We start from the raw sequence: 13,580 nt of genomic DNA, 5'->3' as shown, positions 1-13,580 counted from the left end.
GTAAGATTCATCGCGAAGGGCCTTTCTCCCGCTTGCTTTGGCTTAGACACCCGCAAGCATACCGAAGGGCCCTTTTCCTTCGCTAGCAGATTTCTCGGCTGTTTTTCCTCAAAAACTTAACTCGCACGTCACCTTCCGAACGAGTGCGCGACGGCTCTCGCAAAGTCGCGCACATGCGTTTCAAGGCGGCTTCGCAAACAGGCTCTTCGGCATTCAGCGCTTCGAGGGCACGAAGGAGACTGCCTGTTGCAACTCATCCATTACAAGACCTGAGCCACTATATGACGGGAAGCGCCCAGGAAGAACTGAACGGGCACCTCTCCGCCACTCAGCGTCAGATATAACGACAGGGACCTTCGCGTATAATGCGCTTCGCAGTGTTTGCTTGTCGGGCGGCGCTCCTGAAAGATTGGGGTGATGCCGATGGATACGAACACGGTTTTGGCGCCCTGCGCCATTGCGACGCATCCATTGGAGAGGGCAAGAGCGCCAAGTTTGGGAGAGAAGAAGCCTATTCGTCCGCCCAAAGCATCTTGATCTCTCCGTACAAGAAAGGCCGGATCGGTTGCCCCCTCGCAACCGATCCGGCCTTGTCATCGAAGCAAAATAATCGCTACTTGCCCGAGCCGACGAGCGCCGGGAACAAGCCAGCGCGCGCTTTATCATGCTCTGCAGTCGTCAGGTTTCCCGAAGGCTGCGGTACTTTTTGGCCTTTCACGGCAACACCGTCGTACTTGCGAGCCTCCATGATCCTATCGAGTGCTGCATTCATTGAGATTCCCCTTTCTCAATTGATGGCCGCCGTGCCCCTTTTCACCGCAACCGCTCCCCTAAAAAACGCATTCAGGATACCGTTATTAGTAGCCTAATGCAACCATATTTGGATACTTTTTTGACCACTCACTAAATATTTTCAACCGCAAATCTAACTTTCTCTGAATTGCGTATTGACTAGTAACATTTTCTATGTTCTATCGTGAGCTCACGTTTTCAATGCGCCTCCAAGGAAACCTTACAGCCCATTACAGTTTGAGATGAAGTTAGTTCGACGAGAGCAGAGCACTCGAAAGAAGTCGGACTACGATTGATGTATGTCCCGAGGGACTGCCGATCGGGCGCCCGCGGACGGCCATTTGCCCCTGCCCCTTGAGGGCCCGGGGGGTGTTGCCGACGCGGGCGTCGCTGTCTCGAACGACTGATAGGAAACTGCCGGGCTCCTCCGACCAAAGAGCGCCACGGCCAAGTAATGTGGGTGTCGAGGTAGACAGCCTCCGATCGACCGACGATTAGGAGGATACCACCATGATGGTCCCCGAAGCATCTTCATGCACCGCCGTCCTCGGCATGGACGTCGGCAAGTTCTCGCATTGGGCCTGTTGCGCCACAAGGCTCGGCGAAGTCACCTTGAACAAACCCGTCGGCAATGCCGAGAAGGAACTCGATGCGCTGTTCTCGCAGGTTGGACCGCAAACGCTCGTCGTGGTCGACCAGGTCCGCAACATTGGATCGCTCCCCATCAGGCGCGCAAGGCTGGCAGGACTGCCTGTCGCGTATCTGCCCGGCATCGCGGCGCATGAGGCGTCCAAGTTGTTCGCGGGCGACGCCAAGACCGACGAGCGCGACGCCCTCGTGATAGCCAAAACGGCGCTGGGCATCCCGGACGCGCTGCTGCCCATCTCCGCTCCCGATGAGAAGCTCGAGGCCGCCAGATCGCTGGCCGCGCAGAGGGACCACTTGATCGCCTGCGCCACGCGCGACAAGAACAGGCTGAGGAGCATCCTTCTCGAGTCTTGCCCGGCTTTCGAAGCTCAGTGCGATCTGCGCAATGACCATTGGCTCGCAATGCTCGAGAAGCTCGGCGGCCCATGGGGCATCGCCGATGCCGGCAAAGCCGCAATGGGGGCTGTCACGCGTGGCGCGAACAGGGCCGGGATGGATGCCGCATGGGATGCGATCTCCGAGTCCTCCAGGCCGTCGGCCTTCAAGGTCTCGGCGGAGAATCCGCAGGTCATGCTGCTGGCGCACAGGATCAGGGAAGCAGCGGACGAGGTTGCGAGGCTGGATGCGGAGATCGCATCGCTTCTGGAGGCGGACAGCACCTACGCCTGCCTGCTCACCGTGCCGGGAATCGGCCCGAGGACCGCATCCGAGCTGGTGATAGGGATCCATATAGATGATTTCCCGGACCATGACCACCTGGCGTCCTACTGCGGCATCGCGCCGCGCAATCGCCAATCGGGCACCTCGATCTCGTCGGTCAGCGCATCCCGGCAAGGCAACAAAAGGCTCAAGAACCTGCTCATATTCTCCTGCAACTCGCTGGTGAGGAGCCGAAACAGGTTCGGCGAGTACTACAGGAAATGCAGGGATCGGGGAATGTGCCACGGCGAGGCTTTGAAAGCTGTGGCCAGAAAGAGACTGAAGGTCATATACGCGATCATGAGGGACAAGGTCCCTTACGCAGCCTGACCAGCTGCCTTGAGTAGAAAAATGCCGGCCCCAAGGGGCCAGCGTCAGCGTTGTCAAATACAGGAAGTGATCCCAGTGAAATCACTTGACAAAACCATAGGAACACCCCTTGATCTCGGAGGCCTTGTCTGGCTTCTTCTCATCGCCCTTCTCGGGCCGCCCGACGGGGCTCTTGGGCCCGCTTCTCTCGCTTTCCCCGGCGCGGCGCCGCGCCTGCCTGCGCACCTCGTCGAGGGCGTCGGTCATCCGGCCCGCGACGTGGAAGGGGTCCATGACGCGCTCGGCGTCGGGGCACTTGCCCTCGACGACCTCGGCGATCCACCTGGCGCCGTCGGCGGTCACGACGGTGATCGCGGCGCGCTGCTCCGGCGCGAGCAGGTCGAAGAACGACTCGAGGACCGCCTTGCCGTGCTTCTCGCCGCACCACGCGACGCGGCCCGCGTCGTGGTCGAGCACGACGGTCGTGTACTTGCGGCCCTTCTTGTGCGAGGCCTCGTCGATCCCTGTCCCGGCCAGGCCGTCGAAGCGGTTTCCCGCCCGGCCGTCCAAGCGGTCGCAGACGCGCTTGCAGATGCCGCCGGCGCTCTTCCGGTCGATGCGCATGAGCGCCGCGGCGGCCTTCTTGCCGGCGCGCGCCGCGAGCCACGCCACCTGCTCCTCGAGCTCGCGCGCGAACCCCGAGGCGCGCCCGGCCCGGGGGACGGCCGCCGAGCGGATCCCGCAACCCGGGCACTCGACGCGGGGCAGCTTGCACTCGAGGAAGACCCTCGCGGCGCCGAAGTCGGGCGCGCGCCGCCTGCGCGCCTGCGGCGGCACGTCGCAGACGGGGCCTTCTTGCCGCATCCATGGCAGCGGCAGAGCTGCGACTTGCGCGGCCTGACCTCGACGGCGAGCGAGCCGTCCTCCTCGCCGGTTCTCGCGGATTCCACGACCGCGAGGTCGATGCCGAGCAGTTTTTTGAGCAGACCGGTATCCGACACGGGGGCCTTTCTCTCGGCGGTTCTTTTTTGGCGAAAAAACCTTAACCGAGATTCCCCGTGTCATCTGGGAATCTATCTAAAAATCACCCACACAAAGTGGCGAAGAGCCCTTTAGTTCTTGTCTTTTTCCGCCAGCCGTTTTTTGGCCTCGATCTGCTTTTCCTCGACCAAGCTGATGAGTTCCTGCTGGTTTTTAAGGCCCGTTTTGCTGTAGATGCGGTATATATGCGTGCGTGCCGTGTTGACGGAGATGAATAGCTTCTCGGCGATGAGCGCGGCATTGCGGCCTTTTGCGAGCAGGATGAACACATCTTTCTCGCGGTCGCTCAAATCGAAGTCGTCGGCCAGTTTCCGGCAGGTGTCCTCCCAGCGCAGCACGCTTAATGCACGCACGCCGAGTTCCGTATCGGAGCTGGTTTCTTCGATGTCGTTCGCGTAACGATACAGGCTCGCCCATTCTTGCCAGTAGTGGGGGTCTTTCATGTGGTTGAGGCAAAGCACCGAAAATGCGGCGAGCGTGATGATCGATGCAGCCGTTTGCTCGCTTACGGGCAAAAGGAAAGTGCAGGCAAGCGTCAATCCCAGTCCCAGCACGGCGCCTGCCAGCGGGCGCGAGATCCTTAAAGAGAAATGCGCGTAGGGATTGAAGCCGTCGCGGGCTATGGTGAGGTCGATGGCGAGCAGGTAATACGCATAGTACACGGAAAAGGCGCCGCCGAGAACGGCTGCGAACAGCGCATGAGGGGCGAACGCGTAAGCGAGAAGCACTGCCAGCTCCGCCACGAAGAAGGTCCACGACTCGATGGAGAAGTGCGGTATCTCCTTGCGGGACGAGGTGAAGGCGAGCAGCACGCAAAGGGCCGTCGAGCCTCCCAAGGCAAAACCCAGCGCCGTGCTGCGAAAGCCGATGCGTTGCACCAAAAGCAAGCCGAACGCCGCCAGCGTGAAGGCGGCGCTGTAGGGCCGAAGCCTCAGCATGGTGGCCGAGGAGTCGGACGAGACGGAAGCTTCCCAAGATTTCGCGGGGGGCAGCGAGCCGCGCACTGTCGCCTCGAGGGCGACGGTCGCGCATACGAGCGCCAGCGAGGCGACACCGAGGATCCCCCGGGATAGGTTCATGCTCAGGATAACCCCTAAACCCGCGAAGGCAATGAGAAAGGCGAGGCAGAGCGCATAGAAGCAAATTCTCTTGTCCTCGAAGGTGGAGAAGAGCGATCCCCATATTCCTCCCCAAAGCAGGAGCAGGGCGGCTAGCAGAAATCCGGCAAGAACGGCTACGAAAGCCGGCGCCGCGTAGAGAAGCCAGGTGTCGGGGCGGTGGTGACGCCGCTGCAGGTGCCCAGCGTCTCTTTGGGGAACACATCGGTGTTCATGGAGTTAAGCACCGGGATGAAGCAGAAGGTCAGACCCAGGGCCACCATCATGACGAAGATGGAGCTGTCGCCGAACGGGGAGGCTTCGGGGTCGCTCAGCACGAAGAACATGGCAATCCATACAATGCCGGCGAGGATGCCGAGAACGAGCACCGTCACCTTGCGGGACAAAAAGTCGGAGATGGCGCCCCATCCGATGTTGCCGAAGGTCTGCGCGGTGCGCATGGTCGAAGAAGCGATGCCCGCCAGAGCCAGGGCCCAGCCGGCCTCCTTGATGGTTACTACCATGTAGGTGGTGTTGGTGTAGGCGATGCCCTGGTAGAGCAGCCACACCAGACCGACCGCCCACAGCATGGGGTTCTTCAAGACGCCTAGGAGGGCGTCGATGTTGGCCTTGCGCTTCGCGGCCTTCTCCTCTTCGGTGAGGACCTTCTTCTCCTCCTTGACGGGAGCCTTCGCGGTGCTGGGGTCGTCGCCGAAGGGAACCATGCCCATCTTGTAGGGGTCGTCCTTGACGAAGATCACCATGACAATAGAGCATACGACGATAAGGGCGGCGATAATATAGAAGCCCATGCTCCAGCCGCCCGACTCGATGGCCGGGGGCAGGATGATGCCGACGACGATGCCGGCGATGGTGCCGCCTGCGCTGACGAGGGCCAGGGCCTTGCCCACCCATTTCGCGTTGAACCAGGTGCGGATCAGCTTCGGGGTAGTCGCCATGCCCATGGCGGCCACGAACAGAGCGGCTCCCGAATACAGAACCACTATGGAAGTGACGCTGTTTCCGAAAGTGCCGCACAAGAAGAGCATGATGGCGGCGCCCAAAGAGCCGATGATCATGGTGAGGCGGATGCCTATGTGGTCAACGGCGTATCCCCATACCAGACCCATGCCGGACACCAGAACGCCGTAGATGGATGCGGCGATGGCGAAATCGGTCGCCTTGACGCCGAAGTCAAGCGCCATGGACGCCATCGTCATCGAAAGGGCGTTCAGCGAGAACACCGTGATGAGCTGGGTGCAGAAGCCCGCTAGGCAGACGCCCCAGGAGCGGATGGCGTTCGCTGTGCTCATGCCGTTCATTTTCTTCCTCCTTTTGTTTGCGATGTATCATTCCCTGATCAAAGCGGCCTTCGCCTCGCAAGGGGGTCGAAAGCCGCTTTAAGTCCCCTTGAGGTTCCCTTACGGAACGAACAGAACCATCTTCTGCTTGTCGATCTGCCGGGCAAGCTCGCTCACTGTTCCGTACTCGATGACCTGCGCCTGGCAGTGGTGGACGCAGGTGGGCCACCTGCCTTCGGCCACGCGGTCGGCGCACAGGTCGCACAACGCCGTCGGCATCGGGACGTACTTGAAGTCCCACACATCGGGCGCTATCTCGCGCGGCCCTATCTTGGCCAGCTCGATGCCCCATTGCCCTTCGGGCAGCTTGTGCTCCACCTTGCATGCCATCTCGCAGGTGTGGCAGCCCGTGCAGAACTCGTAGTCGATCAAAAGGCCGTATTTCTCCTGACTCATATAACCTCCTCAAACATCTTTCGAAGCTTGGATCCTACAAGCTGAAGTGCGCGACATTGTCGTAGGGAACATCGCTGGGATATTCCGGATCGAAGTCCTCGCATTTGGAAATGCGGCACATCTGCGTGGTGTAGGGGGCGCCGAAGCCCGACGGGCCTTCCTTGCACATGGGCACCAGCTGGTTGATGTTGACATCGAACACGCCGAACGGGTTGGACGAATGCGCCTCCTGCTCGGGGAACCACCAACCGTGCTCCGCGCAGATGGTGTCCGGCGCCATCTTGGGATTGATGACGCAGACCTCGCGGGCAGAGCCCTGGGCGTTTTCGATGAGCACCCAGTCGCCCTCCTTGATGCCGTAGCGATCCGCCACCTCCTGCGTCATCTCGACGCGAGGCCAGCGATGGAACTCGCGCATGGACCTGAGGTTGCGGTGCTCGGAGTGGAAGAACTCCCAGGAGCGGCGACCGGTGGTGCAGATGAGCGGGTACTCGGCCGCGTATTCGGGGTTGGACACCGGGCTGGGGTCGGGTTCCTTGTAGTAGGGCAGCGGGTCGAGGCCGGCGGCTTCGAGCATGGTGGACTTCAGCTCGAAGAGGCCCGTCGGGGTGTTGAAGCCCTCCTCGCCGTCGGAGCGCAGCAGTCCCTTCTCGTATTTGCGGTAGGCCGTCGGCTGCCAGAAGTACATATCCTCCTGCAGCTTCTTGTAGGAGAAGTCCTCGGGCACCTTGATGGTCTCGAGGTGGGTCATAACATCCTCCCAGAACTCCTCGGGGGTGTTCCAAGGGGTGGCCTCGGGGTTCACGCGCTTGCCGAGATCGATGATGATCTGCTCGTCGGAGCGGGCCTCGGTCTCGTGGATCTTGTTGATGGTGCGCAGCGGGTTGTACCAACCGCGGCAGCCCACGCGCTCCGTGCTCATGGCAAGCGGCAGGAAGATGTCGGCGGTGGCGGCGGCCGTGGGGGTCATGTAGTAGTCGGACACCACGATAGTGTCGCAGGTGAGCATGCCCTTCATGCAGCGCTGCGGGTCGGCGGCCATGTTGGCCAGGCAGTTGGTGGACTGCAGGTACAGCATCTTGACGGGATAGGGCTTGCCGGTTTCCAGGGCTTCGATGAGGATGTCGGTGGACGACATCTCGGTCACGCCCATCTTGCGCAGCGGGAACAAATCGTTGCCGAAGCGCTCGTCAACATCGGTCACATGCTTGACCACCAGGCGCCGGGCGTCGTTTTGGATGTAGCCCGTGTTCACGATGATGTTGCCGCCGGGCACATCGACATTGCCGGTGATGGCCCACAGGCACTGCAGGGCCTGGGTGGCGCCCATGCCGTCGGTCTGCTGGTCGAGCTTCAGGCCCCACTGCACGGTGGCGGGTTTTGCCGTTGCGTAGCGGCGGGCGGCGGCTACGATCTTTTCCACGGGCACGCCGGTTATCTCGGCCACCTTATCGACGGGGTAGTCCCGCACACGCTCTTTGAGTTCGTCGAAGCCGTAGGTCCACTTCTCCACGAACTCGTGGTCGTAGAGGTCCTCGTTGATGATGACATTCATGAAGCCCAAGGCCAGGGCGGCGTCGGTGCCGGGGCGCAGCATGAGCTGCATTTCGGCCTGGGCGCCAAGCCAGGACATGCGCGGGTCTACCACGATGAGCTTCATGCCCATCTTCATGAGATCGACCACCCAGTGCCCCAAGAAGCCGTCGGCGTTGGAGACGATGGGGTTGTTCGCCCAGATGAGGCAGATTTCGGGCACCACATACTCGGGGTCGTCGTAGCCCTGCTCGAGAACCTGGGCGCAGTCCATCACCTGGATGGCGCCGCCCATCATGGCCATGGCTGCGATGCGGGGCACATAGCAGGATTCTCCCGACAGGAAGCCGAATCCCACATTGGGGCTGTCGAAAATGGAGTTGCACAGGGCATGGGCCTGCCAACCCGCGTTGCGGCCTGTGCCGACCATGGTGAAGATGGCTTTCGCGCCGTATTCGGCGGAGACCCTCTTCACCTCGGACGCGATGGCGTCGTAGGCCTCATCCCAGCCGATCTCCTCCCACTTGTCCTTGCCGCGGTCTTTCGGATCGCGCCTCATGGGATGGTAGATGCGGTTGGGATGGTTCTCCGCCTCGGGCACGGCGAGGCAGCGCATGCAGAGACGCCCGTTGAACATGGGGCTTTTCGGGTCGCCCTCGATCTTCACCAGCTTGCCGTCCTTGTCGGTGTAGTGCAGAACGCCGCAGCCGTTGTGGCAGCCCGGCCCCGACCACTGGGTGTTGCGCGTGACGGTGAGGTCTCCCTCCTGCCACTGCCATTCGTCGCGATAGAGCTCGTCGTTGATCTTTCGCGGACATTTCGCCATAAGCTCTCCTCTCCTCCTATTCCTCTGAAATGTGCTTTTCGTGCCAGACCCGCCATGCGGTTTCGACGGCTTCCTCTGTGATGGCGCAGCCGCATTTGACGCAGGCTTTCTGCCAAATCCAGCATTGCCATCCGCATTGAGGGCACCTGACGAACTTGGGTTTGCAGTTTTCGCAGGTGGGTCTGCAGCCGTAGCACATCTTCAACCTCTCACTTTCGCTGTAGCGAGGCGCGCCGCATGGGCGGCGCGCCTTAGCGCTAGGGGATGTAGCTCACAACCTTGTCGCCGGCTTCCTGCATGCGCGCGGATATCTCCTCGACGGGAACCACGGCCATGCAATCAGCCAGGCAGTGGTGCACGCATGCGGGCTTCTTGCCGGCCTCGCGCCGCTCGGTGCACAGGTCGCACAGGTCGGTCGGCATGGGCAGGTAGTCCCAAGCCCACTTGCCTTTGAGCTTCTGCGGGCCGAACTCGAACACCTTGATGCCCCACTCGTCCATGGCGATGTCGTGCTCATTCTTGCAGGCTATCTCGCAGGCGTGGCAGCCGGTGCAGTATTTGAAATCAATGAGCAAACCGTGCGTTTTCATAGGTCGTTCCTCCTCTCCGCTTCCCTAATCGTCCAAGCTGTTTACTTTATAAATCTTGCAGATGACATTTTTGTACGGGGCTCCCCAGCCAAGGACGCTGCAGTTGTCGTGGGGGATGAGCTCGTTGACGGCTGATTTGAACACGCCGTAGAGGTTGGGTTCTTCGGCCTCCTGCTCGGGGTACCACCAGCCGTGATGCGCGTGGACGACGCGCGGGTCGAGTTTGGTGGTCAGATGGGCCTTTTCGATGGCGCGGCCCAGGGAGTTCTCCATACACACCCAGTCGCCTTCTTCGATGCCGTACTTCGCTGCGGTCTCGGGGTGAATCTCCACGATGGCATCGGGGGTGATGGCGCGAAGCGAGGGAATCTGGCGATGCTCCGAGTGGAAAGACGCCGTCACGCGCCCGCCCGTGGTGAGGACCAGCGGGTACTCGGCCTTCTCCTCGTCGCTGATCTTGTCGCTGTAGGGGCTGTAGAAAGGCTCCTCGAAGTAAGGTAGCGCGTCTTCGTTCCAGTCGGGGTACAGCGTCGATTTGAGCTCGATGAGGCCCGTGGTGGTGTTGAAGCCGGGCTCTCCGTCGGGACGCAGCCCGCCCGTTTCATACTTGCGGTACTCGAAGCTCTGCATGTGGATGCCCTCGTCCTGCAGCTCCTCGAAGGTGAGGCCGATGTTGGGCTTGATTTGGGCCGTGAAGAACTCGGCGGCGGTGTCCCAGGGCCATTCGGCGGGGTTCAGCCTCTTGCCGACGGCGATGCAGATTTCGATGTCGGACTTGCAGTCTCCCACCTCTATGGCTTTGTTCATGGCGCCGAGGAAATGGGTGTTGCGTCCGAAGTGGGGCAGCACGACGCCGTCGTGCTCGGCGTAGGTGGCAAGCGGCAGGAACAAGTCGCAGGCGCCCATGGCGGTCGGGGTCATGAACACATCCTGCACCACATTGAACTCCGTGCGCTTCAGGGCCTCCAGCCAGCGCTTCGGCTGCACGCCGCAGCAGGCCAGCGGGTTGGAGCTGAATATCCACACCAGCTTCACGGGATAGGGCTTGTCGGTTTCCAGCGCGTCGAGCACCGCGTCGTCGTGGGCCTGAGTGGCCGTGGCATTCCAGGCGAGATACTTGGGGTTGAGGATCTTCTTCGCCTTGAGCTCGGCGGGCAGCTTGTTGATGATCTCGAAACGCCACTTGCCCATGAAGCTTGCGGGCACGGCCAGCGTGATGCCGCCCGGGACATCCATGTAGCCGCAGATGGCGGCAAGGTCGAGCAGCGTTTGGCTGGCTTGCACGCCGTTGGTGGCGGTGTCGAGGGCCAGGCCCCACATGATGGAGGAGGGGGCGTTGGTGGCAAAGGCTCTGGCTGCCCCCACCAAGGCGTCGGGGTCAACCCAGGCCACCTCGGCGACGCGCTCGGGCGTCCAGTCCTTCACGCGCTCGGCCAGGTCTTCGAAGCCGAAGCACCACTTCTCAACGAATTCGTGATCGTAGAGGTCTTCGCCTATCACGACATGGAGCAGGCCGAGACCCACGGCGGCGTCGGTGCCGGGGCGCAGCTGCAGATGGTATTCGGCTTTCACGCCCAGCCAGGTGACGCGCGGGTCGATGGTGATGAGCTTGGTGCCGCGCTTCATGAGGTCGATGATGGCGTGCCCGAAGAATCCGTCGGGATTCGAGAACAGCGGGTCCTTGCCCCACAGGATGATGTACTTGGGCACCTCGTAGCGCGGGTCGTCGTAACGATCGGGGAAGAACGCCGCGTAGTCGAGCTCGGGATAGCCCGCGCCCAAAAGGAAGTCTGCGACGGTGCAGCGCGGGCCGTAGCAGGCCTGGCCGCTCAGCGGGGAGGACTGGTTGGGGGTGCCCAGGCAGGCGTAGGCCATGGCGGAGGCGTACAGGGTGGACTCGCGACCCGTGCCCTGCAAGACGACCTGAGATTCCGGCCCCCAGTTCTCCTTCACATAGTTGACCTTCTCCTCGATGATGTCGAGAGCCTCGTCCCAGGTGATGGGATTCCATTTGTCCTTGCCGCGATCTTTCGGGTCGCGGTAGAGGGGAGTGAGGATGCGGTCGGGATGATAGATGTATTCGGGCAGGGTCAGGCAGCGCACGCACAGGCGGCCCTGCGTGATGGGATGGGTCTCGTCGCCTTCGACCTTGACGAGTTTGCCGTCTTTGATGTGGAGTTTGACGCCGCAACCTACCGGGTGGCATCCCGGAGGCGACCATGCGCAGGTGCGGACGACTTCCTCGTCCCCCTCGATTTTCCTCCAAGCGTTCTCTTCAGCCATTCCTCTTCGTTCCTCTCTCTCGTGTGCCAGCATGTCGGTATCTCGTCGCTCCGAGGCCCTTCGCGCAGCGCGCTACGAGGCTTTCGGGGCGCCGGGAGCCTTGGGGGCTGCCGGCGCGGCGGGAGCCGCCGGCGCTGCCATCTCGGGGGCAGCGGATGCTATGTCCTCCATCTCGAAAGGACCCTCGCTTCCGCAAAACGGGCATTTTTTTGGCAGGACGCCCGCTACGGGGTTGATCTTCTTTCCGCAATCGGGGCATATCGCCTTCGATGAAATCTCGGCTGGTCTAAAACACATACTCTCTCCTCTCGCAATTTGCGGACCGACTGGTTTTCCGGGCGGCACTGCGGTATGGGAGCGAACGCCGTTTGAAAGGGAGCATTCCCAAGAGACCGCGCACCGCCTTCGGCGCATCCATTAAAGAAAAAGAGAAGGGGGAAATCGTCATCAAATGATTTTCAAATCGCAGGCGCGCCGCGCTAGATTGTTCGTATCTTCGATTGAGCGGGGTCATAAAATTTTTATGACCCGAGCGAGGCGTTGCGGTTCGTTTCGTTGATGGGCCGATGGGCGAATCTGCGGAAATTCCCAATCTCTGCATGACGCGCTCGTTTCGGGTTTTTCGGACAATGGGCTGGCATTGTCGGACGCGAGTTGTGTAGGGGGCGCTATGTCGAACGGCTTGTCGAAAAACGCGTTGTGCGCTTGGGGTATGGCGGGGTCGGGCTTTCTAGCCCAGATTATCTGCATCTTCACTTTGAACTCCGTAGGCATGACCATAGCCTACTTCTCTCCAGATTTCGGCGTGAGCGTTACGGACGCCGCCATCGTCTCCTCGGTGTACGGGATCACCTACGGCGGTTTCGGCATGATATGGGGAGCCTGCTCTGACAGGATAGGGACGCGTAAGACGCTTGTGATATGCGGCTGCGGTTCGGCTGTATTCATGATGTCGTTCGGCCTGTTCGCCAACAGCCTGCCCGTCGCGGTTTTCCTCTACGCTTGCGCCGGGGCTTTCACGGCGGGTCTGGGGACTTCGCTCATGCCGAAACTCGTCTCTTCGTGGTTCGCCTCTCGCTGGGTTGGCAAGGCGCTCATCGTGGTTTCGGTGGGAGGAACCATCGCCGGCGTCGTGATAGGCGTTCTCGCTCCGCAGCTCATCCTGGGATTCGGATGGCGCGGCTGCTTTGTGGGGATATCGCTTATCGGGCTGTGCGTAACTGCGGCTATCGGGCTTCTTGCCAAAGACGCACCCAAAAAATACGGGCAGCACCCTTTCGGCCTCGCAGATGGAGAGGATATCGAGCCCTCCCGCATGGACGAGCATGCCGAGCTTCAGCGCGAAAGCATGGGCGCGAAGGTCATTCGAGTGCTCAAGATGCCCGTTACTTGGAAGATGGGCATCATCATGATTCTCATCCAAGCCTGCATTTACACGAACACCACTTTCATGGTGACCACCATGACGGCGGCGGGCTACACGCTGGTGGCGGCGGGCCTCATATCGTCAACCCATCGCGCGGCGCAGACGGCAGGAAGCATCGTGTGGTCTCCGTTGACCGACATCTTCGCGAGGAAGTACATCCTCGCGCTGCTGGGATTTCTCTGCGCCGTTACCTTCGTTGCCCTCTTCGCGCTTTTGGAGGATGTCGAAACGGCTGTTTTCGGTGCCGCAACCGGCTTTGTCCTGATAGCCTTTCTGGGATTCAACAAGGCGTTCATTCCAGTGTACGAATCCCAGATAACCGAGCTGTACCCGCCTGAGATTCTGGGCACCGGATCTGGTCTTATCGTGACCATTTCGCTGGTGGGGCGTTTCTTTGGCCCGTTTATCGCGGGCGGCATCATCGACGCTACCGGTTCGTACAACTCCATCTGGCTCTTCAATGCCGCTTGCGTGCTTCTGATGGCCGTGCTGGTTCTTGTCTGGATTCCCAAAACCGGCGGCAAGAAGTACGGAAACCCGTTCGTCGCCATCAAAAAGGCGCTGAACTGAGGCGGGGCT

The 13,580-nt window shown here is 61.0% G+C and carries 11 protein-coding genes; 2 read left to right on the top strand and 9 right to left on the bottom strand.

The window, feature by feature from the left end:
• Positions 1-613: 613 nt before the first annotated feature.
• Positions 614-772 (bottom strand): hypothetical protein, encoded by a 159-nt coding sequence (locus F8C90_RS10930; RefSeq protein WP_170264577.1) that lies wholly within the window; start codon positions 770-772, stop codon positions 614-616.
• Positions 773-1,302: 530 nt separating this feature from the next.
• Here F8C90_RS10930 and F8C90_RS06540 point away from each other — a divergent pair.
• Positions 1,303-2,469: an IS110 family RNA-guided transposase gene (locus F8C90_RS06540; RefSeq protein ID WP_246155830.1), complete on the top strand. Its 1,167-nt coding sequence runs from the start codon at positions 1,303-1,305 to the stop codon at positions 2,467-2,469.
• An 81-nt stretch (positions 2,470-2,550) separates the two neighbouring features.
• Here F8C90_RS06540 and F8C90_RS06535 read toward each other — a convergent pair whose 3' ends face one another.
• From F8C90_RS06535 to F8C90_RS06500, 8 genes are all read right to left on the bottom strand, one after another.
• Entirely contained in the window at positions 2,551-3,312 is a 762-nt protein-coding gene (locus tag F8C90_RS06535) for a transposase (protein ID WP_170264576.1), read from the bottom strand.
• Positions 3,313-3,560: 248 nt separating this feature from the next.
• A complete protein-coding gene (locus tag F8C90_RS06530; protein WP_158049698.1) occupies positions 3,561-4,568 on the bottom strand; it encodes a helix-turn-helix transcriptional regulator in 1,008 nt (335 codons plus the stop codon).
• A gap of 155 nt (positions 4,569-4,723) precedes the next feature.
• Positions 4,724-5,908, bottom strand: a complete 1,185-nt coding sequence (locus F8C90_RS06525; RefSeq protein ID WP_158049696.1) for an MFS transporter — start codon at positions 5,906-5,908, stop codon at positions 4,724-4,726.
• Positions 5,909-6,007: 99 nt separating this feature from the next.
• The gene (locus tag F8C90_RS06520) at positions 6,008-6,343 is read right to left on the bottom strand and encodes a 4Fe-4S binding protein (RefSeq protein WP_158049695.1); all 336 of its coding nucleotides are present in this window, start codon (positions 6,341-6,343) and stop codon (positions 6,008-6,010) included.
• 34 nt (positions 6,344-6,377) lie between these two features.
• Positions 6,378-8,702: a molybdopterin-dependent oxidoreductase gene (locus F8C90_RS06515; protein ID WP_158049693.1), complete on the bottom strand. Its 2,325-nt coding sequence runs from the start codon at positions 8,700-8,702 to the stop codon at positions 6,378-6,380.
• A gap of 257 nt (positions 8,703-8,959) precedes the next feature.
• On the bottom strand, positions 8,960-9,292 hold the full coding sequence (locus F8C90_RS06510) for an oxidoreductase (protein ID WP_158049692.1): 333 nt from the start codon (positions 9,290-9,292) through the stop codon (positions 8,960-8,962).
• A gap of 24 nt (positions 9,293-9,316) precedes the next feature.
• Positions 9,317-11,575 carry a molybdopterin-dependent oxidoreductase gene (locus tag F8C90_RS06505; protein WP_158049690.1) on the bottom strand — a complete coding sequence of 753 codons (2,259 nt, stop codon included), beginning with the start codon at positions 11,573-11,575 and terminating at the stop codon, positions 9,317-9,319.
• 72 nt (positions 11,576-11,647) lie between these two features.
• Positions 11,648-11,872 carry a hypothetical protein gene (locus F8C90_RS06500; RefSeq protein WP_158049688.1) on the bottom strand — a complete coding sequence of 75 codons (225 nt, stop codon included), beginning with the start codon at positions 11,870-11,872 and terminating at the stop codon, positions 11,648-11,650.
• Positions 11,873-12,245: 373 nt separating this feature from the next.
• Here F8C90_RS06500 and F8C90_RS06495 point away from each other — a divergent pair, with 373 nt between their 5' ends.
• On the top strand, positions 12,246-13,571 hold the full coding sequence (locus tag F8C90_RS06495; protein WP_158049686.1) for an MFS transporter: 1,326 nt from the start codon (positions 12,246-12,248) through the stop codon (positions 13,569-13,571).
• The last annotated feature ends 9 nt before the right edge of the window (positions 13,572-13,580 follow it).

Origin of the sequence: Ellagibacter isourolithinifaciens, assembly GCF_008831035.1 — a bacterium.
Lineage (GTDB): Bacteria > Actinomycetota > Coriobacteriia > Coriobacteriales > Eggerthellaceae > Ellagibacter > Ellagibacter isourolithinifaciens.
This window is presented reverse-complemented; position numbering and strand designations above follow the sequence as displayed.

Bases quoted from the DNA above. Each gene is read 5' to 3' on its own strand.
- F8C90_RS10930 (WP_170264577.1), bottom strand. From the start codon at position 772: ATGAATGCAGCACTCGATAGGATCATGGAGGCTCGCAAGTACGACGGT.
- F8C90_RS06540 (WP_246155830.1), top strand. From the start codon at position 1,303: ATGATGGTCCCCGAAGCATCTTCATGCACCGCCGTCCTCGGCATGGAC.
- F8C90_RS06535 (WP_170264576.1), bottom strand. From the start codon at position 3,312: ATGCGGCAAGAAGGCCCCGTCTGCGACGTGCCGCCGCAGGCGCGCAGG.
- F8C90_RS06530 (WP_158049698.1), bottom strand. From the start codon at position 4,568: ATGAACCTATCCCGGGGGATCCTCGGTGTCGCCTCGCTGGCGCTCGTA.
- F8C90_RS06525 (WP_158049696.1), bottom strand. From the start codon at position 5,908: ATGAACGGCATGAGCACAGCGAACGCCATCCGCTCCTGGGGCGTCTGC.
- F8C90_RS06520 (WP_158049695.1), bottom strand. From the start codon at position 6,343: ATGAGTCAGGAGAAATACGGCCTTTTGATCGACTACGAGTTCTGCACG.
- F8C90_RS06515 (WP_158049693.1), bottom strand. From the start codon at position 8,702: ATGGCGAAATGTCCGCGAAAGATCAACGACGAGCTCTATCGCGACGAA.
- F8C90_RS06510 (WP_158049692.1), bottom strand. From the start codon at position 9,292: ATGAAAACGCACGGTTTGCTCATTGATTTCAAATACTGCACCGGCTGC.
- F8C90_RS06505 (WP_158049690.1), bottom strand. From the start codon at position 11,575: ATGGCTGAAGAGAACGCTTGGAGGAAAATCGAGGGGGACGAGGAAGTC.
- F8C90_RS06500 (WP_158049688.1), bottom strand. From the start codon at position 11,872: ATGTGTTTTAGACCAGCCGAGATTTCATCGAAGGCGATATGCCCCGAT.
- F8C90_RS06495 (WP_158049686.1), top strand. From the start codon at position 12,246: ATGTCGAACGGCTTGTCGAAAAACGCGTTGTGCGCTTGGGGTATGGCG.